We start from the raw sequence: 21,280 nt of genomic DNA, 5'->3' as shown, positions 1-21,280 counted from the left end.
TCCTTCCTCGATGATGTGAATGCCATCCGCCCGCGCGGACGGCGCAGCAGGTCTTTCAATTCTTGAAGCGTGTGCTGCCGGGAATGGCTGACAGCAGTTGCCGCGTATAGGCGTGCTGCGGATTGGCGAACAGCGCGGCTGTGCGGCCGCTCTCGACGATGTGGCCGCGCTGCAGCACGATGATGCGGTCGCAGATCTGCGCCGCGACGCGCAGGTCATGGGTCACGAAGAGGATGGCGAGGCCGAGCTTGTCCTGGATGGTCTTGATCAGCGCCAGGATCTGTTCCTGCACCGAGACGTCGAGCGCCGAGACCGCTTCGTCCGCGACCAGCACGTCAGGTTGAAGCGCGAGCGCACGCGCAAGCCCGATGCGCTGGCGCTGGCCGCCGGAGAATTCGTGCGGGTAGCGGTCGATCGCGCCGGCCGAAAGCCCGACCAGCTCGAGCAGCTCCTTCGCCCGCCGCGTGGCCTCTTGATGCGTGACGCCATGGGCGAGCGGCCCGTCGGCGATGATGCGGCCGATGGTTTGTCGCGGGTTGAGCGAGGCGTAGGGGTCCTGAAAAACCATCTGGATGCGGCTGCGCTGCCGGCGCATCGCACCCGGCGGCAGGCTGTTGAGCGCCACGCCGTCGAGCACGACGCGGCCTTGGTCCGGTTCGATCAGGCGGATGCAGCAGCGGCCGATCGTCGATTTGCCGGAGCCGGATTCGCCGACCAGGCCCAGGGTCTCGCCGCGCGCCAGCGTGAAGGAGATATCGGCCGCGGCGGTCACGCTGCGCGCCGTCTGGAACAGCCCGCGCTTGCGATAGGTCTTGCCGAGATTTTCCACCACCAGCACCGGCGGCCGCGTCGGCTCGGCGGGGCGCTCCGGCGGTCGCAGCGACGGCACGGCCGCGATCAGCCGTTGCGTGTAGGGATGCTGCGGCTGCGCCAGCACGGCATCAGCCGTGCCCTGTTCGACCAGGACGCCCTGCTGCAGCACGACGATGCGGTCGGCGATATCGGCGACCACGCCGAAATCATGGGTGATGAACAAGGCTGCCGTGCCGCGCTTGCGGCGCAGCTCGGCGATCAGTTTCAGGATCTGCGCCTGCGTGGTGACGTCGAGCGCGGTGGTCGGCTCGTCCGCGATCAGCAGCCGCGGCTCGAGCGCAAGCGCGATCGCGATCATGACGCGCTGGCGCTGGCCGCCGGACAGCTCGTGCGGATAGGCCCGCGCGATCTGCGCGGGGTCGGGCAGGCCGACCTCGGTGAGCAGCTCGATCGCCCGCGCGTGGCGGCGCGGCGGATCGAGCAGCCCATGCGCCTCGAAGGTCTCCTCGATCTGCCGGCCGATCGGCATGATCGGGTTGAGCGAGGTCATCGGCTCCTGGAAGATCATGCCGATCTCGCGGCCACGCACGTCGCGCATCGTCCGCTCGTCGAGCGCGAGCAGGTCGCGGCCCTCGATGCGGATGCTGCCGGATGTCGGCCTGACCTCCTTCGGCAAAAGGCCCATCACGGCGTGGGCGAGCATCGATTTTCCGGAGCCGGATTCGCCGACCACGCACAGCGTCTCGCCGGGCGCGATCGAGAGCGAGACATTGTCGATGGCGAACGAGCGGTCGGCGAAAGCGGGCAGCGCCAGCTTCAGGCCTTCGACAGCGAGCAGGGAAGCGGCCATCTATCGCCCACCCCGTGACAGGCGCGGATTGAGCGCGTCGTTGAGGCCTTCGCCGGCGAGGTTGAGCGCCAGCACGGTCAGGAAGATCGCAAGCCCGGGAAAGAAGCTGATCCACCAGGCATCAATCAGCCGGGCGCGGCCGGCGCCGATCATGTAACCCCAGCTCATGCGGTTGGGATCGCCGAGCCCGAGGAACGACAAGGCCGACTCCAGGAGGATGGCGGATGCGATCATCAGCGAGCCCATCACGACGATCGGGGCGATCGCGTTCGGCAGGATCTGGCTGAAGATGATCCGCGACGTCGATTGGCCGAGCGTGACGGCGGCGAGCACATATTCCCGCGTCTTCAGCGACAGCACTTCGCCCCGCACCAGCCGCGCTACCGGCGGCCAGGATACGAGCCCGATCGTCAGCACGATCGAGCCCAGCGTCGGCTGCAGGATCGCGACCAGCACGATCGCCAGTGCAAAGCTCGGGATGGTCTGGAAGAACTCGGTGAAGCGCATCAGGAGATCGTCGACGATGCCGCCGGCATAGCCCGCGATCGCGCCGAGCGGCACGCCGATCAGGAGCGCCACCAGGGTCGAGACCACGCCGATGGTGAGTGAAACGCTGGCGCCATGAACGAGGCCGGCGGCGATGTCGCGGCCGAGCGTATCGGTGCCGAGCGGAAAGCGCTCCATCGCGAACGGCGCCAGGAACGGCCGCCCGACGACGCGCCAGGGCGATTGCGGATAGAGGTAGGGGCCGATGATCGCAAACGCGAGCAGCACCACGAGCAGCGCGAGCCCGATCACCGCGCCGCGGTTCCGCGCGAAGCGCCTGACGAAGCTCATGCGGCCGCCTCGATGCGCGGATCGACGATCCGATAAAGGATGTCGGTGATGATGTTGAACAGCACCACCATCGCGGAGGAGACGAAGAACACGCCGAGCAGCACGGCATAGTCGCGCTGCACCAGCGCGTCGAACATCAGCCGTCCCATGCCGGGCCAGGCGAACACGGTCTCGGTCAGGACCGCGCCGCCGACCAGTTGGCCGGCCTGCAGGCCCGCGAGCGTCACCACCGGCAGCACGGCGTTGCGCGCGATATGGCGGCGCAGGATCAGGAACGGCGGCAGGCCCTTGGCCCGCGCCGTCTTGATGAAGTCAGCGCCCGATATTTCCAGCATGGATGCGCGCATCATACGGGCATAGAGCGCGGTGAAGAACAGGCCGAGCGTCAGGGCCGGGAGGATCAGATGGGTGCCGATGTCGGCGGCGCGCGCCAAGCCGGTGTAGCCGGCGCCGATGGTCTCGTAGCCGACATTGGGCAGCAATCCGAGCTTGAGCGAGAACACGATCTGGCTCATCAGCGCGATCCAGAACAAAGGCGTGGCGTAGAAGACGAGCGCCAGCGCGGTGATGGCGCTGTCGGACCAGCTCCCGACGCGGCGCGCCGCCAGCATGCCCATGATGACGCCCAGCGTCAGCGAGACCGCGAACGCCGCGCCTGTGAGCAGCAGGGTGGCGGGCAGCCGCTCGAGCACCAGCGTCAGCACCGGCTGCTGCTGGCGGTAGCTAAAGCCGAGATCGAGCGTCGCGTAGTCCTTCAGATAGATCCAGAGTTGATGGGCGAGCGGCTGGTCGAGGCCGAAGCGCTGCCGGAGCTGGCGCAGCAACTCCTCGTCGGCCGCGCCCGACTGGCCGGCGAGCACGGTTACGGGATCGCCGGGCGCGGCATGGATCAGGAAGAAGTTCAGGATCGCGATCGCGAACAGGACCACGCATCCCTTGGCGAGCCGCAAGCCGAGGAACTTCAACAGCTCCGTGTAGCGGCCGAGGGACACCTCAGTTCCTTCGCGCGTCGCGGAACCCATCGTCGACCCCGACCGCCGTCGTCACCAGGTCCTTGATGTCGCAGCGGTAGATAGTCGGGTTTTCCAGCTCGAGCAGCCACAGGATCGGCACGTCGTCGACGATGATCTGCTGCACCTTGGTGTAGAGCCGCTGGCGCTCCTCGTCGGTCGGCGCCACCGCCGCATCCGCAAACAGCTTGTCGACTTCCGGATTGGAATAGCCGGAGATATTGGCGAACGGGTTGCCCTTGACGATGTTGCTGGTGATGTAGTTGCGCGCCACCCCGATCGCGGGATCGCCGAGCTGGTAGACGAAGTTGAAGGCGAGGTCATAGTCCCAGTTCGAGAGCTTCTGGGTCCAGCCCGGCACGTCGGTCGCCTCGATCTCGACGTTGACGCCGGCATCGAGCAGGTTCTGCTTCACGGCTTCCGCCCAGCGGTTCCAGATCTCGCCATAGGGAATGCCGAGCAGCTTCAGCTTCTCGCCCTTGTAGCCGGAGGCCTTGATGAGCTGCTTGGCCTTTTCGGGATCGTAGGAATATTTCGGAACGTCCGACGAATAGAACCGCGTCTTGGACGAGACCGGTCCGGTCGGGACCTTGCCGATGCCGTCCCACACCGTGTTCATGCCGAATTCGCGATCGATCGCGAACATCAGCCCCTGTCGGAACTGCTTGTTGGCGAGAATGCCGCTGCGCATGTTGACCGCGACCCAGGCGGTCGGCGCGAACATCTCCCAGCCCTTGGTGGTCATGCAGGTGTTGGGCAGCTTCGACAGCCGGCCGACGTCGTAGATGTCGACCGCGCCGCCCGGTAGCACGTCGACCTTGCCGGTCTCATAGGCCACCGCGCGGGCGGCTGCGTCCGGAATGATCTCCCAGTAGAGATCGTCGAAATAGGGCTTGTCCTTCAGCCAATACTGCTTGTTCCTGACGAGATGGATGTAGGAGCCCTTCTTCCATTCCTTGAAAGCGTAGGGACCCGTGCCGATCGGGGTGTTGTTGGCGGGGTTGGCACGATAGTCGGTGCCGTCATAGATGTGCTTCGGGATGATCGGCGTCGATGACACTTCGAGCACCAGCGGCAGCGGCGAGAACGGCTGCTTCAGCTCGATCTTCACCGTGAGGTCGTCGACCTTCTCGATCTTGGCGACCTGGTTGTTGACGACCGGCCGCCAGCGCGGAGACACTTCGCGCAGGAACTTGTCGAGCGTGAACACCACATCGTCGGCGGTGAACGGCTTGCCATCGTGCCAGACCACGCCGTCCTGCAGGCGGAAGGTGTAGGTCTTCTTGTCGTCCGAGATCGTCCAGCTCTTGGCGAGCGAGGGCTGCAAATTGAACTTCTCGTCGAAACGCAACAGCGATTCATAGATGTTGCCTGCGACCATGTTGGTCGGCGTGTTCTGGCTCAGCCCCTGCATCAGGATCGGCGGCTCGGGCTGGATGATGACGTGAGCGGCCTTGCCGGCGGGAGCTGGCTGCGCCGCCGCGGGCGCCAGCGCCGCAAGCAGCAACGCAATTGCCATGGTCGAGGTCGATACGCCGTGCCGTAACCGCATCTGGCTTCCCCTTGTCAGGTGTTTCCGTCCCCGGAAGACAAGGCAATCATTTTTGAATAAAATATGCAAGATGCTGACCCCACGTTGTGGCCGGCTTTGCCGGACCAGCGCCGCCGTGGCCTGCGCGCCGGAGCCGCCGCCCGTCGCCGACGCCGGCACGCCTCGCTGCGCTGATGGTTAGCGGAAGGTTGAGGCCGCCCGGCATCCGCCCCCCGGGATGGCCGTCGGCCGCATCCGGTGTGCCGGCCGGCAGGGCCGTCGGACCCCGGCCGGTTTAACCTTTACGCGTCTTTAATGGCCGCAACGTAGGGTCGCGGATGGCGGCTCAGAACGGGCCGCACCGCCTTGAACGGGCGGTCGTACGCGTAGCGTGGAGCTTCCCATGGATATCATGACAAGCGCTGGACTGATCTCCGGCATCATTGTCATTACCACGATGATCCTGATGGGCGGCGACCTGCACATGTTCATCTCCGAACATGCGATGATCATCATCTTCGGCGGTTCGTTGGCCGCCACCATGATCCGCTTCCCCTTGAGCTCGCTGCTGCACGGCCTGCCGCTCGGCGCCAAATTCGCCTTCACCATGAGCCGGCTGTCGGCCCATGACCTCGTCGACGAGCTGGCGCGCATCGCCGAGATCGCCCGCAAGCAGGGGCCGGTCGGCCTGGAAAAGGTCGAGACCGACGAGCCGTTCCTGGCCAAGGGCATCCGCTTCGTCGCCGACGGCTATGACCTCGAATTCATTCGCGACAATCTCGAGCGCGACCGCGACAATTTCCTGATGCATCTCGACGAGGGCAGCAAGATCTACCGCGCCGTCGGCGACTGCGCGCCGGCCTTCGGTATGATCGGCACACTGATCGGCATGGTGCAGATGTTCGCCAACATGACCGATCCGTCCAAGCTCGGCCCGTTCATGGCGACCGCGCTGCTCGCCACCCTGTACGGCGCGCTGGTGGCGAACCTGTTCTGCCTGCCGATCGCCGACAAGCTGCACGGCAAGCTGCTCGACGAGGAAACCAACCGCACGCTGATCATCGACGGCATCCTGATGATCCGCGATTCCAAGAGCCCGACGCTGGTGCGCGAAATGCTGCTGGCCTACCTGCCGGAAAAGCATCGTCACGAGGAGGGCGAGCCGGTCCCGGCCTGACGGCTTCGGTAACGGCGCTGCCAGGAAACGCGCGATGGCCAAGAAGAAACGCGGCGATGCCCATGGCGGCGGTCACGGCTGGTTCGTCACCTTCGCCGACCTGATGGGTCTGATGATGAGCTTCTTCGTGATGCTCGTCGCCTTCTCCAACCAGGACCAGCAGAAGCTGAAGATCGTCGCCGGCTCCATGCGCGAAGCCTTCGGCGTGCAGACCGAGGCGCGCTATTCCGGCATCATCGAATCCGACGGGCTTCCGACCCGGCCGAAGCTGAGAAACGCCGAGCACATCAATCCCGAGGAGGCCTCCAACACGCCGACGCCGAACGAGCAGGAGCGCAGCCGCATCAACGGCGCGCGGCTCAAGGTCGACCGCGAATTCGCGCTCGCCTCCGCATCGCTGCGGCAGGCGCTGCAGGACATGCCGGAGCTGACCGAGATCTCCAAGCACATCATGTTCGAGGAGACCAAGCAGGGCCTCAACCTGGAGATCGTCGATCAGGACGGACGCTCGATGTTTCCCGACGGCTCCAAGGCGCCGTACGATCGCACCCGCCGCCTGATCGAGAAGCTCGCGACCCCGCTGAAGCAGACCCCGCTGAGGGTCTCGATCGTCGGTCATACCGCGGCCGGCTTCGTGCCGACCCGCAGCGACTACGGCCCGTTCGACCTGTCGGCCGACCGCGCTAACTCCGTGCGCCAGATCCTCGAACGGGAAGGGCTGCCGGCCTCCCATATCTTCGCCGTCAGCGGCAAGGCCGATACCCAGCCGCTGTTCCCCGATGATCCCTCGCTGTCAGCCAATCGCCGCGTGACCATCACGCTGATGCGCGAAGATCCGCCGCTGCCGCCGGATCTGAAGCCCTGAAATACCTAAATACCGCCCGCGCAGTGCGCCGGTGCGCCGCAGGGTCCACGGCCTGCCTTCGACCCTTGCCCGATTGACAGGGCGTGCGGAAAACCCTCGATAGCGGGCCGGATCAAATCAAGCGAGCGCGTGTTTTCCCAGCCCATGGCTGTCAGTGTTCCATCGACCGAGGCCGGCGAGCAACCGGCCATAGCCGGCTTCTGGACGCTGGCGCTCGGCAGCATCGGCGTCGTCTTCGGCGACATCGGTACCTCGCCGCTCTACGCCTTTCGCGAGGCGGTCTCGGGTGCGGCCCAGGGCCAGCCGGCGAGCCGCGTCATCGTGCTTGGCGTGCTCAGCCTGATCCTGTGGGCGCTGCTGATCGTGGTGACCGCCAAATACGTCCTTCTGCTGCTGCGGGCCGACAATAACGGGGAGGGCGGCACGCTCTCGCTGATGGCGCTGGGCCAGCGCGCGCTTGGCCGGCGGAGCTGGCCGCTGCTCGCGCTCGGCGTGGTCGGCGCGTCGATGTTCATCGGCGATTCCATGATCACGCCGGCGATCTCGGTGCTGTCGGCGGTCGAGGGGTTGAAGCTCGCGACGCCCGCCCTGGAGCACTACGTGGTGCCGCTCACGGTGCTGATCCTGGTCGTGCTGTTTGCCTTCCAGAGCAGGGGAACCGCCCGCGTCGCCTCCGCCTTCGGTCCGGTCATGATCGTCTGGTTCGGCACCATCGCCGCCATGGGGATCGTCAACATCTGCGATGATCCCTCGGTGCTCACCGCGATCAATCCCTATTATGGGGTGCAATTCCTGCTGTCCCACGGCACGATCGGCCTGGTGACGCTGGGCGCGGTCTTTCTCGCGGTGACCGGCGGGGAGGCGCTCTACGCCGATCTCGGCCATTTCGGCCGCAAGCCGATCCAGGCGGCGTGGCTCTATTTCGTGCTGCCGGCGCTGCTGATCAATTATTTCGGCCAGGGCGCGCTGGTGCTGTCGGATCCGACCACGATCGAGAACTCGTTCTACCGGATGGTTCCCGAGGTGCTGCTGCTGCCGCTGGTTGCGCTGGCGACGGCTGCAACCGTGATCGCGAGCCAGGCGGTGATCACCGGTGCCTATTCGCTGACCCGCCAAGCCGTGCAGCTTGGGCTCCTGCCGCGGTTCGAGGTCCGCTACACCTCGGAAACGCATGCCGGGCAGATCTATCTGCCGCGCGTCAACCGGCTGCTGCTGATCGGCGTGCTGCTGCTCGTCCTGTTGTTCCGCACCTCGAGCGGCCTTGCCTCGGCCTATGGCATCGCGGTGTCCACCACCATGGTCGCCGACGGCATCATGGGTTTCGTGGTGATCTGGAAATTGTGGAACTGGCGCGCGGCGACCGCGGCGGCGTTGATCCTGCCCTTCGTCGTCGTCGACACCACCTTCTTCAGCGCCAATCTGCTGAAACTGTTCGAGGGCGCATGGGTGCCACTTCTGTTCGGCGTCGCCATGGCGGTCACGATCTGGACCTGGCGTCGCGGCAGCGCGATGCTGATCGCCAAGACGCGGCGCATCGAGGTGCCGCTCGCCGACCTGCTCAAGAGCCTGGAAAAGCGCCCGCCGCACATTGTGAAGGGCACCGCGGTGTTCCTCACCAGCGATCCGAGCTTCGTGCCGACCGCGCTGCTGCACAACCTCAAGCACAACAAGGTGCTGCACGAGCATAATGTGATCCTGACCATCGAAACCGCGCCGACGCCGCGGGTCGACGTATCGGAGCGGGTGCGGATGGAGAGCGTCAGCGAGCGGTTTGCCACCGTGCGCCTGCGCTTCGGCTTCATGGAATCGCCCAACGTGCCCAAGGCGCTCGCGGTCGCGCGCAAGCTCGGCTGGCAGTTCGACATCATGTCGACGTCGTTCTTCGTCTCGCGGCGCTCGCTGAAGCCTGCGGCGCAGTCGGGCATGCCGCGCTGGCAGGACCATCTGTTCATCGCGCTGACCCGCTCGGCCAATGATGCGACCGACTATTTCCAGATTCCGACCGGCCGGGTCGTGGAAGTCGGCACGCAGGTGACGATTTGACGTCGGCAATGGGTCGAAGCGGCTCAAATTTCATGCGTTTTTTGCATGGAGCCGGCCCAAATTTGGCTTGGCTATGCGCCTGCCGCAGGTCTATAAGCCGCCTCGCTTGCCGCGTGCCCTGATTTATTCGAGGCCTTAAGCTTTTCCAATGAACCCTGAAGTTGCAGCTACCGCCCCGGAAACGGCGGCGGTCAACGGACATGGCGACACCCATTCCACGGCCGGTTTTGGTGCCCTGACGCTCGGCAGCATCGGCGTCGTCTATGGGGATATCGGCACCAGCCCGCTCTACGCCCTGCGCGAAGCGGTGGTTGCCGCGAGCGCCGGCGGTACCGCGACCCCGCAGGCCGTGCTCGGCGTGATCTCGCTGATCCTGTGGGCGCTGATCATCGTGGTGACGCTGAAATATGTCGTCATCCTGCTGCGGGCCGACAACAACGGGGAGGGTGGGACGCTGGCGCTGATGGCGCTGGCGCAGCGCGGCGTCACCAAGGCGGCCGGCACCCTCGTCCTGCTCGGCATTATCAGTGCCGCCCTGTTTTTCGGCGATGCCGTGATCACGCCGGCGCTGTCGGTGTTGTCGGCGATCGAAGGTATCAAGCTGCTGACGCCGGCCTTCGAACCCTATATCGTGCCGATCACGGTGGTGATCCTGCTCGCGCTGTTTGCCGTGCAATCGCGCGGCACCGCGCGTGTCGCCTCGTTCTTCGGCCCGATCATGCTGGTCTGGTTCCTGGTCATCGGGCTCGCCGCGTTTCCGGCGATTGCGCAGCGGCCGGAAGTGTTGCTCGCCTTCAATCCGCTCTACGCCGTGTCGTTCATGGTTCATCACGGCATCATCGGTTTCATCACGCTCGGCGCGGTGTTTCTCGCCGTCACCGGCGCCGAGGCGCTCTATGCCGATCTCGGCCATTTCGGCAAGAAGCCGATCCAGACCGCCTGGCTCGTCATCGTGCTGCCGGCGCTCGCGCTGAACTATCTCGGCCAGGGCGCGCTCGTCATCGCCGATCCCAAGGTCGTCGAAAACCCGACCTTCCTGCCGTTCTTCCTGATGTTTCCCGATTGGGCGCGCTTGCCGATGGTTCTGCTCGCGGCGGTCGCCACTGTGATCGCGAGCCAGGCCGTAATCACGGGCGCCTATTCGCTGACGCGCCAGGCGATCCAGCTTGGGCTTATGCCGCGCTTCGAGATCCGCCACACCTCGGAGGCGCATTCCGGCCAGATCTACATCCCGCGCATCAACGCGCTGCTGCTGGTCGCTGTGATGCTGCTGGTGCTGATGTTCCGCTCCTCCAGCGCGCTCGCCTCCGCCTATGGCATCTCCGTCACCGGTACCATGGTCGTCACCGCCATGATGGGCTTTGTCGTGTTCTGGAAGGTCTGGCGCTGGACGCCGATCGCGGCCGCCGCGCTGATCGCGCCGTTCCTGTTCCTCGATTTCACCTTCCTCGCGGCGAACCTGCTGAAGGTCTTTGAGGGCGGCTGGGTGCCGCTTGCGCTCGGCTCGCTGGTCATGCTGGTGATGTATACCTGGCGGCGCGGCAGCCGGCTGCTGTTCGAGAAGTCGCGCAAGCTGGAATTCCCGCTCGCCGACCTCGTGGCGATGCTGGAGAAGCGCCCGCCGCAGCGGGTCTCGGGGACGGCGGTGTTCCTGACCAGCGATCCCGCGAGCGCGCCGACTGCGCTGATGCATAGTCTGAAACACTACAAAGTGCTGCACGAGAAGAATGTCATTCTCACCATCGAGACTGCGCCGACGCCGCGCATCGACCCGAGCGAGCGGGTGCGGCTGGAACCGATCAGCGCCACCTTCTCCAAGGTGACGCTGCGCTTCGGCTTCATGGAATCGCCCAACGTGCCGCGGGCGCTCGCGATCGCGCGCAAGCTCGGCTGGCAGTTCGACATCATGTCGACCTCGTTCTTCCTGTCGCGCCGCGCGCTGAAGCCGGCCGCCCATTCCGGGATGCCGCGCTGGCAGGATCACCTGTTCATCGCGCTGAGCCGCACCGCCAACGACGCCACCGACTATTTCCAGATCCCGAGCGGGCGGGTGGTCGAGGTCGGCACGCAGGTGACGGTCTAGGCGAGCGCGCTCCGCCAAGGCCGCGGCAACGCTTGATTTTCCGCGCGCGAGGGGCGAGGTTGGCGGCCGGCTGTGGCGCGATCGTCGCGCAGGATTGAGCATGATCGGAGGTTTTCCGTGGCGGACCACAAGGTGCATGATCTGACGCCGCAGGAGGTGTCCAGGGGGATCGCGGAGGGTCGCTATCTCCTGGTCGATGTCCGCGAGCCCAACGAGGTCGCGGTGGAAGCCTATCCCGACGGCGTCGTCGTGCCGCTGTCGACCTTCGACCCCGGCGAGATTCCCGATCCGGGCAGCAAGCAGGTCGTGTTCGCCTGCCGCTCGGGAAAGCGCTCGGTGACGGCCTCGCTCGCGGCGCAGGCAGCCGGCCTGCCTTACGACAGGCATCTCGCCGGCGGCATCATCGGCTGGAAGGCTGCGGGGCTGCCGACCCGGACCGGCGGCTGACGCGCATCATGATCTCCACGAACAAGGTCTTTGCGGATCTTCCCGTCACGATCTTCGAGGTGATGTCGCAGCTCGCGCGCGACAACGACGCGATCAATCTCGGCCAGGGCTTTCCCGACGATCCGGGCCCGGAGGATATCCGCCGCGCCGCGGCCGATGCATCGGTCAACGGCTACAACCAGTATCCGTCGATGATGGGCATCCCGGAACTGCGCCAGGCGATCGCGACCCATTACGGTCACTGGCATGGGCTCAAGCTCGATCCGATGACGGAAGTCATGGTGACCTCCGGCGGCACCGAGGCGCTGACAAGTGCGATCCTCGCGGTGGTCGAGCCCGGCGACGAAGTGATCGTGTTCCAGCCGGTCTATGATTCCTATCTGCCGATCATCCGGCAGGCCGGCGGCATTCCGCGACTGCTGCGGCTCGAGCCGCCGCATTGGCGGCTGTCCGAGGAGATGCTCAAGAGCGCCTTCAATCCCAAGACCAAGGCGGTGCTGTTCAACAACCCGCTCAACCCGGCGGCCGTGGTCTATCCGCGCGAGGACCTCGAGCTGCTCGCGCGCTTCTGCCAGGAGTTCGACAGCGTCGCGATCTGCGATGAGGTCTGGGAGCACGTGATCTTCGACGGGCACGAGCACATCCCGCTGATCACCATTCCCGGCATGCGCGACCGCACCATCAAGGTCGGCTCCGCCGGCAAGATCTTCTCGCTCACGGGCTGGAAGGTCGGCTTCGTCTGCGCCGCGCCGCCCTTGCTGCGCGTCGCCGCCAAGGTGCACCAGTTCCTCACCTTCACCACGGCGCCGAACCTGCAGGCGGCGGTGGCCTATGGGCTCGCCAAGCCGGACCAGTATTTCCTGGACATGCGCCAGGAACTCGCCAGAAGCCGGGACCGCCTTACCAAGGGGCTCGAGAGCATCGGCTTTCCGGTGCTGAAATCGCAGGGCACTTATTTCCTCACGGTCGATCTGTCGCCGCTCGGCCTCAACGAGACCGACGAGGCGTTCTGCCGGCGCATCGTGACCGACTACAAGGTCGCCGCGATCCCGGTGTCGGCATTCTATGAAAAGGACGCCGTCACCTCGGTGGTGCGGTTCTGCTTCGCCAAGAAGGATGCGACGATCGACACCGCGCTGGAGCGGCTCTCGGACGCGGTGCATCGCCGGCGAAAGGCGGGTTGACGATGCGCCTCAGACTGCTTGCTGCCGGAGCGGCCGTGCTGGCGCTGGCATCGATGCCGGCGCGCGCGCAGGAGCGCGTCGTCAATTTCTACAACTGGTCGAACTATATGGCGCCGGACGTCCTGGAGAATTTCACCAGGGAGACCGGCATCAAGGTCGTCTACGACACATTCGACGCCAACGAGACGCTGGAGACGCGGCTGCTCGCCGGCAAGTCCGGCTACGACGTCGTGGTGCCCACCGCCTATTTCCTGCAGCGCCAGATCCAGGCCAAGGTGTTCCAGAAGCTCGACAAGTCGAAGCTGCCGAACCTTGCCAACGCCTGGCCGGTGGTGACCGAGCGCCTTGCGACCTACGATCCCGGCAACCTCTACGCCGCGAACTACATGTGGGGCACGACCGGCATCGGCTTCAACGTGAAGGCGGTCGAGAAAATCCTCGGACCCGGCGCCAAGATCGATAGCTGGGACATCGTCTTCAAGCCGGAGAACCTCGCGAAGTTCAGGGATTGCGGCGTCCACATGCTGGATTCCGCCGATGACATCTTTCCCGCGGCGCTGAACTATCTCGGTCTCGACCCGAACTCGACCAAGCAGGCGGATCTGGAGAAAGCGGCCGACCTCGTGCTCAAGGTCAGGCCGTCGGTGCGCAAGTTTCATTCCTCGGAATATCTGAGTGCGCTGGCGACCGGCGAAATCTGCCTCGTGGTCGGCTGGTCCGGTGACATCATGCAGGCGCGCAGCCGCGCGGCGGAAGCCAAGAACGGCGTCGAGATCGGCTATGCGATCCCGAAGGAGGGCGCGCAGATGTTCTTCGACAACCTCGCGATCCCCGCGGACGCGAAGAACGTGGCGGAAGCCTACGAGCTCATCAACTACCTCTACCGGCCCGAAGTCGCCGCCAAGAATTCCGACTTCCTGTCCTATGCCAACGGCAATCTGGCAAGCCAGAAGCTGATCGACCCGAAAATCCTCGGCGACAAGAACATCTATCCGGACGAGGCGACGCTCGCAAAGCTGTTCGTGATCACCGCGCGCGATCCGGCGACCCAGCGGGTCATCAACCGGCTGTGGACGCGGGTGAAGACGGGGCGGTAACGCAGTCATTCCGGCGCGATGCTAATGCACCATCCCGGAATGACCGCGCAATCTACCGCCATCGCCGGTGCAGCCAGAGCCATTGCTCCGGATATTCGCGGATCCAGCCCTCGACCACCGAGGTGATTGCCTGCGTGGTGCCCTGTACGTCGATCTCGCCCTTGTCGTTGCGCACGGGCGCGACCTCCTCGGACAATTCGGCGCGGAAGCGGTGGCCGGGCAGGCGGATGATGCGCACGCCGTGAACGGGACATTCGATCTGCCTGAGCAGCCGCGCCAGCATCGGGTTGGCGCGGGTCTTGCGGCCGAAGAAGGTGACCTCGACGCCGCCGGTCAGATACTGATCGACCAGCATGGCGACGTGCTGGCCCTTCTGCAGGGCCTCCGCAAGCCGCAGCGGCGCGTCGCGCCCGGCCGGGATCAGCGTGCCCATCTTCACCTGGCGGATTTCCTCGATGATACGGTCGGCGCTCGCGCTGTTGGGGCGGCGATAGAGGATTGCTGCGTCGAGCCCGTGGGCGACCGCCGCAAGCGCCGGCAATTCCCAATTGCCGAGGTGGCTCGCGAAGATCAGCGCCGGCTTGCCGTCGTCGCGCAGGCGATCGAACAGCGCCTTGCTGCGCGCCGAAAACTCGACATTGCTCGGCTTTTCCGGATGCTCGAGGTCGTAGTCCCAGATGCGGTCGAGATGGGCGAACTCGGCGCCGACGCGGCCGAGATTGTCCCAGACCCCGGCCAGGATGGCCTCGATCTCCTGCGGCGATTTCTCCGGGAAGGCGGCCGCAAGATTGCTGCGCCCGATCTCGTTCTCGCGCAGCCGCGCACCGATCAGCCGCGAGATGCGTCCGAACGCATTGGCGGTCCTGGTCGGGTCGAAATAGCGCGTCGTGCGCAGCAGCGCGACTGTGACGGTGCCGACCGCGGCCTCCGCAATCGGCTTGGCCGCGCGGCGCGCGCGCGCCTTGGTTCGGGCAAGCAGCGGGTGCATCGAGGAGGCGGCGCGGTCGGCTTACGCCGGCTCGCGCGTCAGGATCAGCGAGGCGTTCTGGCCGCCGAAGCCGAACGAGTTCGACATCACGGCGGTGACCTTGGCGTCGCGGGCCTTGTTGCCGACCACGTCGAAGGGGATCGCCGGATCCGGGTTGTCGTAGTTGATGGTCGGCGGGATGCGCTGGTGCTCCAGCGTGAGCAGCGAGAAAACCGCCTCAACCGCGCCGGCGGCCGAGATGGTGTGGCCGACCATCGACTTGTTTGACGACACTGGAATCTTGTTGGCGTGCTCGCCGAACACGGCCGAGGTCGCCAGGTATTCCATCTTGTCGTTCTCCGGCGTCGCGGTGCCGTGAGCGTTGATGTGGTCGATCTGCTCCGCCTCCATGCCGGCGTCGGCGAGCGTCTTCTTGATGCAGCCGATGATCGGCTTGCCGTCGGGGCTGGAGCGGGTGCGGTGGAAGGAGTCGGTGAGCTCGCCACAGCCGGCCACGACGCCGAGGATCTGCGCGCCGCGGGCGCTGGCGGCCTCATAGCTTTCCAGCACCAGCGCGCCGGCACCCTCGGCCATCACGAAACCGTCGCGGTTCTTGGAAAACGGCTTTGAGGCGGCCTGCGGCGGATCGTTCTGGGTCGACAGCGCCGACAGGAGCGAAAACCGCACCATCGCTTCCGGATTGACGGATGCCTCGGTGCCGACGCACAGCGCGGCATCGGTCTCGCCGCGGCGGATCGCCTCGACGCCGAGCTGGATCGCGGTCGCGCCGGAGGCGCAGGCCGTCGAGAGCGAGATCGGCGAGCCCTTGGTACCGAACTTCTCGGCCAGGAAATCGGCGACCGAGCCGAACAGGAAACGGCGGTGAAGGTGGGTGTAGGCGCCGCCGCCGCAGGCGCGCAGCAGATCGTCGTAATTGGGATCGAGTTTGCCGGTGGCGCGGCCAAGCTCGAGCCGCTGCGGCCATTCGAGCTCGACGGGGGCGACCGCCAGGAACAGCGGCCCCGGGAAGTCGCCCTTGGTTCCGATGCCGGACTGGGCCAGGGCCTCGTCGACCGCCATCTCGCCCAGGCGCTCGGTCAGGCCGACCGAGCAGAATGGCTCAACCGGAACGAAGTCGATGGCGCCGGCCATGGTCGTCTTCAGGCCGTCGATCGGGAAGCGGGTGACGGTGCGGATGCCGGACTCGCCCGCGGTCAGCTTGGCCCAATTGTCGGCTCTCCCGGCGCCGAGCGAGGTCACAATGCCCATGCCGGTCACGACCACGATCGGCCGCCCGAACTTGTCGCGTGGTGCTGCCATGTCTTTATCCCCGCCAATCAGCGTGGTCGGTGGTCGCCTAGACCGCCTCGACCAGCGCCATGCCTTCGCCGCGCCAATGACCCGTCCCAATGACCACAATCTGGGACGGCGTGCCGGACATTTCAATCTCGACGCCGGCAGTATCGTTCGCCGGATACAGCGCCCCGCGCGAGAGCGCGAGGGCGGCCAGGCCGATGCCGAGCGCGAACTGCGCTTCCATGGTGTGGCCGAACGAGGTTCCGGTGGCGCGCACGGCGTGGCGGCGATGACCTGCGAGGAAGGCACGCTCTTCCGAGGTGGCCGGTTCGGCGCCGGTCGCGCCGGTGATGATCGCCGCGCTGTCGTCAAGGCTGCCGAGCTTCGACCAGAGCTTTTCCAGCGACGCCTTGAGCTCGCCCTCCTGCTTGCGCCGGCTGTAGTCGGCGACGACCGTGGTGAGGCGGGCGAACGGTTTGGCGCCGCGCGCCTCTGCATGGGCGCGGGATTCGATCACCAGGAAGGCGCCCGCCGAGCCGAGGGCAAAGCCGGGGTGCTGCCGGCGCGCCCAGACCGGTGCGAAACGCTCCTTCAGGCTGAAATCGCCGAACTCGTAGAGCATCTGCATGTCCTTGCGCTCGCCATTATGCGAGCCGCCGATCAGCGCGATGTCGCTCTGGCCGGCTGCGATGCGCGCAACGGCGATCCGTGCGGCGTCCATGCCGGCGAGTTCCTCGCCCATGAAGGTGCGCGACGTGCCGCATACGCCGTGCACGATCGCGATGTTGCCGGCCAAAAGGTTGGAAAGCTGCGCCAGGAACAGCGTCGGGCGCAGGTCGCTCATCAGGCGCTCGTTCAGGAGGCCCGGTGCGGCGTTGCCCTGGGCCTGGGCGGCAAGGATACCGGCATCGACCGCCAGGTCGCGCTCGCCGCCGCCGGCGGCGACGATCATGTCCATCCGTCCCAGGATGTCCTTGTTGCCCTTGACGCCTGCGGAATCCAGCGCGAGGCCGGCGGCATAGGTGCCGATGCGCTGCCAGGCTTCCATCTGGCGCTGATCGCCCTTCTTCGGGATCTGCGCGTCCAGGCTGACCTGCACCCAGGGATGGACGACATAGGGCGCGAAGGTCTTCTCGTCGACATTGACGCGACGGGCATTGAGCGCTTCCCAGTTCGCATCCAGCCCCTCGCCAAGCGAGGTGGCAAGGCCGATTCCGGTGATCCAGACTTCGGCCGCTTGCGCCTTGGTGGGGGCTGCGTCGGTCATCGCTGAAGCGCCTGCTGCGGGAAGCCGATGCGCTTGGCCATGGCGTCCATGTGTCCGCGCATGTCGGCGTTGGGGAAGGGGATGTGGCTGAACATGATGGTCGCGTTGCACCTCAGCTTGCCGCCGACCTTCACCTTGGCTTCGGTGATCGCATAGCCGGAGCCCTCGTGCAGGACGTGGGCCTCGATCGTCAGCACTTCGCCCGGGGTGACGAAGCCGCGCATCTTGGCTTCCTTGACCGCAGCCAGGAACGGCATCCGCTCGAACTTCATCAGCCCGAGCAGCAGCCAGCCCGAGGCCTGCGCCATCGACTCGATGAGCAGCACGCCGGGCATCAGCGGGTGACCAGGGAAATGCCCCTCGAAGATCGTGCTCGTCGTCGGAACCTGTGCCTCGACCGTGATGCGCTTCTCTTCCGTGTTGAGGTCGAGAATGCGGTCGATCAGCTGAAAATAGTCAAGCTGCATGGTGAGGGGCGATTAGGCGCCCGCGCTCTTGGCCGCGACCAGCTCGTCGATGCGCGCGCAGAGATTCTTCAGGACGAAATATTGCTCGGTGGTCGCCTTGCCGTCGTTGACTTCCTGGGTCCATTTTTCCAGCGGCAGCTTGATACCGAACGCCTTGTCGATGGCGAACGCGATGTCGAGAAAATCAAGGCTGTCGATGCCCAGATCGTCGATGGCGTGGCTATCCGGTGTGATCGTGTCGCGCGGGATGTCGCAGGTTTCGGCGATGATCTTGGCGACCTGATCGAAAGTTGAGGACATCACACTAAGCCTTTGATTTATTGAGATAAGTCCCAAGGGCGGGACGGCAGGCGGGAAACGCGCCCGAAAAACCATCCAGGCCCACCGTCCAGAGTCGGATGCCCGTATATCGGAGGGAGGGCCTGAGTTCAATGGAGGCGGACCGGCCGGGTCCTGCCCGCCGGGCGGCCCGGACCGGATTCTCAGAAGGGTTGTGTGGAAATGCGGACGCAATCGCGCCGCCCCATCAGCACGCAGTCCTGGGTCCGGCGCAGATCGGCGATGCTGATCACGAGCCAGATACCGATTGCCGTCAACGCCACGGTGAAGGCGAGGCCTGCGATGTTGCCGAGCATGCGCTGACGGAAATCGTCGGGTGCCTCGCGCGGACGCTCATAGCGCGACAGGTCGAGCGGTTCGAGCTTGTTGTCGGGCTTGGGTGGGGCGAGGCCGTCGGGGCGCCGGAGCAGCGGCGATTGCTGGCGCGGCCGGAACTGGAGCACGCGATGCTCCTCATCCGTCGCAATGGGCCGCTGGGTTTTCACGGAAGGCCGGCTCCGAAACTTCACTTATAAATGTAGCATGCGAGCCGCGCTTCACATCAAGAATCTTCAACTCTGGGGAGAGAAGTCCTCGGCCTCGAACGTGTCGTGGAACCGGCTGTAGTCGAACAGCAGCCGCCCGTCTTCGGCGGTGCCGAGAATGTCCGCATAGCGATGGCCGAACCGAATCTCCACATGGTCGTAGGCTTTGCGCGCGGACAGCGTTTGCGCTGCAACAATGTCATAGCCGTCGATCTGGACCACGAGCGAAAGGCCGTTGGCGGCGAAATCTTCGGGCGTAAGACCGTAAAGCGGGCTCTGCTCGTCGATGACGTGATAGAGCGTCCAGCTCAACGCCAGTGCCGGGCTTTCGCTTCGCAGCAGCGGCAGCTCGTCAAACCGCCTGATCGACTGGCCTTCCTTGCTCACCACGTTCTTGAACAGCCAGAGCTTGGCGGTGGCATTGCTGATGATGTTGCTCCGTTCGTTGGCGATACGGATCATCAGCGTCGGCCTCCCCTCATGCGTCGAAATCACGGGATTGTTCGCGAACAGCAGCCGCGCCCGCGGCCGCGAAAACCGGGCGAAGATCAGCCCGGTCATCAGCGACATCGAGAAGATGCCGGTGAACAGCTCGATCGCCGCGATGAAGTGGCCGTAATGGGTCTGTGGATGCATGTCGCCGTAACCGGCGGTCGAAAGCGTCTCGATGCTGAAATAGAGGTAGTCGATATAGGCGCCGTCCGGCACGTTGGCGATCGGCTGATCGCCGATCCAGTAAAGCGTCGCGAACACCGCATTGAAGACGATGAAGACCAGCGCCGCGCCGGCGATGAAGGAAGGCCACGACGCCGTCATGCAGCGGTGGCTGATATCGGCCCAAAAGCTCAAGTGCAGGCCTTCGGTGACGATCTCGCGGCTGCCCAGCCGCACGACCCGCCGCGAAGCCCGCTCGTTGTGATGCCAGGTCATCGTTTTTCAGTCTCGCAAGGCATTTTCCAGTGGTCGGCAAACGTCAAAATCCGCTCCTCGCGGTCCGATTTCCAACATGCGCTCCCCATTTCGGGAGGCTCGTTTGCGAATGCTGGAATCAAAGGACCACTCGCAAGCCATTGATGCTAGTGAAGCTTTGGATTTGACGTTTGCGCAAGGGAATCGTGGCGAGCCGGCGGCGAACGTCAAATCCGCTCCACTAGCCTTCGCCATCATGTCATAATCGCCCGCGTTTCAGGGCACGTTTTTGTTAAAATTGAAACGAGGTTTTCAACATGGCCAACGTGCGCGAGCCCAAGGTCCATCCGGTGTCGATCCTCTCGCTCCGCCCGACGCAGATGACGGTCGGAATGCGGGAGGTCAAGGAAAAGCGCCAGCGCTGGCGCGAGCAGAAGGCGCAGAAGCAGTCCGAGATGCTCGGCAAGCACATGATCCCGGTCGTGGTCGGACCGAGCCAGCGCTATTACGTGGTCGACCACCATCATCTCGCGAGGGCGCTGCACGAGGAGGGCGTCAAGGACGTGCTCGTCACGCCGATCGGCGATCTCAGGATGGTCGAGCGCGACGCCTTCTGGGGCGTGATGGACAACAAGCGCTGGGTCTATCCCTACGACGCCAAGGGCGAGCGTCGGCATTTCAAGGACCTGCCGAAATCAATTGCCGATCTCAAGGACGATCCGTTCCGCAGTCTCGCCGGCGAGCTGCGTCGCTCCGGAGGATTTGCCAAGGACACCACGCCGTTCAGCGAATTCCTCTGGGCCGACTTCCTGCGGCGGAAGATGTCGCGCAAGCTGGTGGAGCAGGATTTCGACAAGGCGATGGAGAAGGCGCAGGCGGCGGCCAAGAGCCATGACGCGATCTATCTTCCCGGCTGGTGCGGGCCGGCCGGCGACGATTAGGCGCTGACGCTCACTTCGGCACGCGCCCGAGCAGATAGAACTCGTCGTTCGGACGCATGCCGGTGACGTTGGCCATCCGGTTCGACAGCGCGAAGAACGAGGCGATCGCGGCGATGTCCCAGATGTCGTCGTTGGAAAATCCGTGCGCATCGAGCGCGGCGAAATCGGCTTCCGACACCTTCTGCGCTTCGGTCGCGACCTTCATCGCGAAATCGAGCATCGCGCGCTGGCGCGGCGTGATGTCGGCCTTGCGGTAGTTGACCGCGATCTGGTCGGCGATCAGGGGATTCTTGGCGCGGATGCGCAGGATCGCGCCGTGCGCGATCACGCAATACTGGCACTGGTTGGCGCCCGAGGTCGCGACCACGATCATCTCGCGCTCGGCCTTGGTGAGGCCGCCTTCCTTGTCCATCAGCGCGTCGTGATAGGCGAAGAAGGCGCGGAATTCGTCGGGCCGGTAGGCGAGCGTCAGAAACACGTTCGGGATGAAGCCCGATTTTTCCTGCACCGCCATCAGGCGCGTGCGGATGTCTTCCGGCAGCTTGTCGAGGGCGGGAACGGGAAAGCGATTGGCGGCGGCTTGCGTCATGACATGGTTCCGGCTGATCGTTTGCGAAAACCATAGTCGATGAG

At 65.2% G+C, this 21,280-nt stretch carries 20 protein-coding genes; 8 read left to right on the top strand and 12 right to left on the bottom strand.

Annotated features, from left to right (window positions below; translation table 11 throughout):
* Nucleotides 1–55: 55 nt before the first annotated feature.
* From QOU61_RS23515 to QOU61_RS23500, 4 genes are read right to left on the bottom strand one after another with little or no spacing between them, the layout of a single operon-like run.
* Nucleotides 56–1,663 (bottom strand): ABC transporter ATP-binding protein, encoded by a 1,608-nt coding sequence (locus QOU61_RS23515; protein WP_289653583.1) that lies wholly within the window; start codon nucleotides 1,661–1,663, stop codon nucleotides 56–58.
* Nucleotides 1,664–2,500 carry an ABC transporter permease gene (locus QOU61_RS23510; protein ID WP_289653582.1) on the bottom strand — a complete coding sequence of 279 codons (837 nt, stop codon included), beginning with the start codon at nucleotides 2,498–2,500 and terminating at the stop codon, nucleotides 1,664–1,666. It lies immediately after the preceding gene.
* Nucleotides 2,497–3,492 carry an ABC transporter permease gene (locus tag QOU61_RS23505; protein WP_502876812.1) on the bottom strand — a complete coding sequence of 332 codons (996 nt, stop codon included), beginning with the start codon at nucleotides 3,490–3,492 and terminating at the stop codon, nucleotides 2,497–2,499. The genes QOU61_RS23510 and QOU61_RS23505 overlap by 4 nt, the downstream gene beginning before the upstream one ends.
* 1 nt (nucleotide 3,493) lies before the next feature.
* Nucleotides 3,494–5,062, bottom strand: a complete 1,569-nt coding sequence (locus tag QOU61_RS23500; protein ID WP_289653581.1) for an ABC transporter substrate-binding protein — start codon at nucleotides 5,060–5,062, stop codon at nucleotides 3,494–3,496.
* Between the two features lie 382 nt (nucleotides 5,063–5,444).
* Here QOU61_RS23500 and QOU61_RS23495 point away from each other — a divergent pair, with 382 nt between their 5' ends.
* The 7 genes from QOU61_RS23495 (at nucleotide 5,445) to QOU61_RS23465 (ending at nucleotide 13,937) form a co-directional block, all read left to right on the top strand.
* The gene (locus QOU61_RS23495) at nucleotides 5,445–6,218 is read left to right on the top strand and encodes a motility protein A (protein WP_289653580.1); all 774 of its coding nucleotides are present in this window, start codon (nucleotides 5,445–5,447) and stop codon (nucleotides 6,216–6,218) included.
* Nucleotides 6,219–6,252: 34 nt separating this feature from the next.
* The gene (locus QOU61_RS23490) at nucleotides 6,253–7,083 is read left to right on the top strand and encodes an OmpA/MotB family protein (protein ID WP_289653579.1); all 831 of its coding nucleotides are present in this window, start codon (nucleotides 6,253–6,255) and stop codon (nucleotides 7,081–7,083) included.
* 144 nt (nucleotides 7,084–7,227) lie between these two features.
* The gene (locus QOU61_RS23485; protein WP_289653578.1) at nucleotides 7,228–9,126 is read left to right on the top strand and encodes a potassium transporter Kup; all 1,899 of its coding nucleotides are present in this window, start codon (nucleotides 7,228–7,230) and stop codon (nucleotides 9,124–9,126) included.
* Between the two features lie 148 nt (nucleotides 9,127–9,274).
* A complete protein-coding gene (locus tag QOU61_RS23480) occupies nucleotides 9,275–11,209 on the top strand; it encodes a potassium transporter Kup (protein WP_289653576.1) in 1,935 nt (644 codons plus the stop codon).
* Between the two features lie 117 nt (nucleotides 11,210–11,326).
* Nucleotides 11,327–11,656: a rhodanese-like domain-containing protein gene (locus tag QOU61_RS23475; RefSeq protein ID WP_289653574.1), complete on the top strand. Its 330-nt coding sequence runs from the start codon at nucleotides 11,327–11,329 to the stop codon at nucleotides 11,654–11,656.
* Between the two features lie 8 nt (nucleotides 11,657–11,664).
* Nucleotides 11,665–12,840 carry an aminotransferase gene (locus QOU61_RS23470; RefSeq protein WP_289653573.1) on the top strand — a complete coding sequence of 392 codons (1,176 nt, stop codon included), beginning with the start codon at nucleotides 11,665–11,667 and terminating at the stop codon, nucleotides 12,838–12,840.
* Nucleotides 12,841–12,842: 2 nt separating this feature from the next.
* The gene (locus tag QOU61_RS23465; RefSeq protein ID WP_289653572.1) at nucleotides 12,843–13,937 is read left to right on the top strand and encodes a polyamine ABC transporter substrate-binding protein; all 1,095 of its coding nucleotides are present in this window, start codon (nucleotides 12,843–12,845) and stop codon (nucleotides 13,935–13,937) included.
* 52 nt (nucleotides 13,938–13,989) lie between these two features.
* Here QOU61_RS23465 and QOU61_RS23460 read toward each other — a convergent pair whose 3' ends face one another.
* The 7 genes from QOU61_RS23460 to QOU61_RS23430 all read right to left on the bottom strand — a co-directional run bounded on the left by QOU61_RS23460 (nucleotide 13,990) and on the right by QOU61_RS23430 (nucleotide 19,727).
* The gene (locus QOU61_RS23460) at nucleotides 13,990–14,925 is read right to left on the bottom strand and encodes a lipid A biosynthesis lauroyl acyltransferase (protein WP_289653571.1); all 936 of its coding nucleotides are present in this window, start codon (nucleotides 14,923–14,925) and stop codon (nucleotides 13,990–13,992) included.
* Between the two features lie 21 nt (nucleotides 14,926–14,946).
* Nucleotides 14,947–16,224, bottom strand: a complete 1,278-nt coding sequence (locus QOU61_RS23455; protein ID WP_289653570.1) for a beta-ketoacyl-ACP synthase — start codon at nucleotides 16,222–16,224, stop codon at nucleotides 14,947–14,949.
* A gap of 37 nt (nucleotides 16,225–16,261) precedes the next feature.
* On the bottom strand, nucleotides 16,262–17,467 hold the full coding sequence (locus QOU61_RS23450) for a beta-ketoacyl-ACP synthase (protein ID WP_289653569.1): 1,206 nt from the start codon (nucleotides 17,465–17,467) through the stop codon (nucleotides 16,262–16,264).
* Entirely contained in the window at nucleotides 17,464–17,934 is a 471-nt protein-coding gene (locus QOU61_RS23445; RefSeq protein ID WP_289653568.1) for a 3-hydroxyacyl-ACP dehydratase FabZ family protein, read from the bottom strand. Before QOU61_RS23445 ends, QOU61_RS23450 begins: the two co-directional genes overlap by 4 nt.
* 12 nt (nucleotides 17,935–17,946) lie before the next feature.
* Entirely contained in the window at nucleotides 17,947–18,234 is a 288-nt protein-coding gene (locus QOU61_RS23440) for an acyl carrier protein (RefSeq protein ID WP_289653567.1), read from the bottom strand.
* A 182-nt stretch (nucleotides 18,235–18,416) separates the two neighbouring features.
* Nucleotides 18,417–18,758: a hypothetical protein gene (locus QOU61_RS23435; RefSeq protein ID WP_289653566.1), complete on the bottom strand. Its 342-nt coding sequence runs from the start codon at nucleotides 18,756–18,758 to the stop codon at nucleotides 18,417–18,419.
* Nucleotides 18,759–18,824: 66 nt separating this feature from the next.
* Complete coding sequence (locus QOU61_RS23430) at nucleotides 18,825–19,727, bottom strand: ion channel (RefSeq protein ID WP_289653565.1); 903 nt, start codon at nucleotides 19,725–19,727, stop codon at nucleotides 18,825–18,827.
* A 296-nt stretch (nucleotides 19,728–20,023) separates the two neighbouring features.
* On the opposite strand from QOU61_RS23430, the gene QOU61_RS23425 reads away from it, so the two are divergent.
* Nucleotides 20,024–20,647 carry a ParB-like protein gene (locus tag QOU61_RS23425; RefSeq protein WP_289653564.1) on the top strand — a complete coding sequence of 208 codons (624 nt, stop codon included), beginning with the start codon at nucleotides 20,024–20,026 and terminating at the stop codon, nucleotides 20,645–20,647.
* 10 nt (nucleotides 20,648–20,657) lie between these two features.
* On the opposite strand, the gene QOU61_RS23420 is transcribed toward QOU61_RS23425, so the two are convergent.
* The gene (locus tag QOU61_RS23420; RefSeq protein WP_289653563.1) at nucleotides 20,658–21,236 is read right to left on the bottom strand and encodes a peroxidase-related enzyme; all 579 of its coding nucleotides are present in this window, start codon (nucleotides 21,234–21,236) and stop codon (nucleotides 20,658–20,660) included.
* Nucleotides 21,237–21,280 lie beyond the last annotated feature (44 nt).

Source organism: Bradyrhizobium sp. NP1, from assembly GCF_030378205.1.
GTDB lineage: Bacteria > Pseudomonadota > Alphaproteobacteria > Rhizobiales > Xanthobacteraceae > Bradyrhizobium.
Note: the sequence above shows the minus strand (reverse complement) of the source record. Positions and strands in the feature narration are given on the sequence as shown.

What these genes read in the sequence shown, in the direction of transcription:
- QOU61_RS23515 (WP_289653583.1), bottom strand. Translation starts at nt 1,663, where the DNA reads ATGGCCGCTTCCCTGCTCGCTGTCGAAGGCCTGAAGCTGGCGCTGCCC.
- QOU61_RS23510 (WP_289653582.1), bottom strand. Translation starts at nt 2,500, where the DNA reads ATGAGCTTCGTCAGGCGCTTCGCGCGGAACCGCGGCGCGGTGATCGGG.
- QOU61_RS23500 (WP_289653581.1), bottom strand. Translation starts at nt 5,062, where the DNA reads ATGCGGTTACGGCACGGCGTATCGACCTCGACCATGGCAATTGCGTTG.
- QOU61_RS23495 (WP_289653580.1), top strand. Translation starts at nt 5,445, where the DNA reads ATGGATATCATGACAAGCGCTGGACTGATCTCCGGCATCATTGTCATT.
- QOU61_RS23490 (WP_289653579.1), top strand. Translation starts at nt 6,253, where the DNA reads ATGGCCAAGAAGAAACGCGGCGATGCCCATGGCGGCGGTCACGGCTGG.
- QOU61_RS23485 (WP_289653578.1), top strand. Translation starts at nt 7,228, where the DNA reads ATGGCTGTCAGTGTTCCATCGACCGAGGCCGGCGAGCAACCGGCCATA.
- QOU61_RS23480 (WP_289653576.1), top strand. Translation starts at nt 9,275, where the DNA reads ATGAACCCTGAAGTTGCAGCTACCGCCCCGGAAACGGCGGCGGTCAAC.
- QOU61_RS23470 (WP_289653573.1), top strand. Translation starts at nt 11,665, where the DNA reads ATGATCTCCACGAACAAGGTCTTTGCGGATCTTCCCGTCACGATCTTC.
- QOU61_RS23465 (WP_289653572.1), top strand. Translation starts at nt 12,843, where the DNA reads ATGCGCCTCAGACTGCTTGCTGCCGGAGCGGCCGTGCTGGCGCTGGCA.
- QOU61_RS23460 (WP_289653571.1), bottom strand. Translation starts at nt 14,925, where the DNA reads ATGCACCCGCTGCTTGCCCGAACCAAGGCGCGCGCGCGCCGCGCGGCC.
- QOU61_RS23455 (WP_289653570.1), bottom strand. Translation starts at nt 16,224, where the DNA reads ATGGCAGCACCACGCGACAAGTTCGGGCGGCCGATCGTGGTCGTGACC.
- QOU61_RS23450 (WP_289653569.1), bottom strand. Translation starts at nt 17,467, where the DNA reads ATGACCGACGCAGCCCCCACCAAGGCGCAAGCGGCCGAAGTCTGGATC.
- QOU61_RS23445 (WP_289653568.1), bottom strand. Translation starts at nt 17,934, where the DNA reads ATGCAGCTTGACTATTTTCAGCTGATCGACCGCATTCTCGACCTCAAC.
- QOU61_RS23440 (WP_289653567.1), bottom strand. Translation starts at nt 18,234, where the DNA reads ATGTCCTCAACTTTCGATCAGGTCGCCAAGATCATCGCCGAAACCTGC.
- QOU61_RS23430 (WP_289653565.1), bottom strand. Translation starts at nt 19,727, where the DNA reads ATGACCTGGCATCACAACGAGCGGGCTTCGCGGCGGGTCGTGCGGCTG.
- QOU61_RS23425 (WP_289653564.1), top strand. Translation starts at nt 20,024, where the DNA reads ATGGCCAACGTGCGCGAGCCCAAGGTCCATCCGGTGTCGATCCTCTCG.
- QOU61_RS23420 (WP_289653563.1), bottom strand. Translation starts at nt 21,236, where the DNA reads ATGACGCAAGCCGCCGCCAATCGCTTTCCCGTTCCCGCCCTCGACAAG.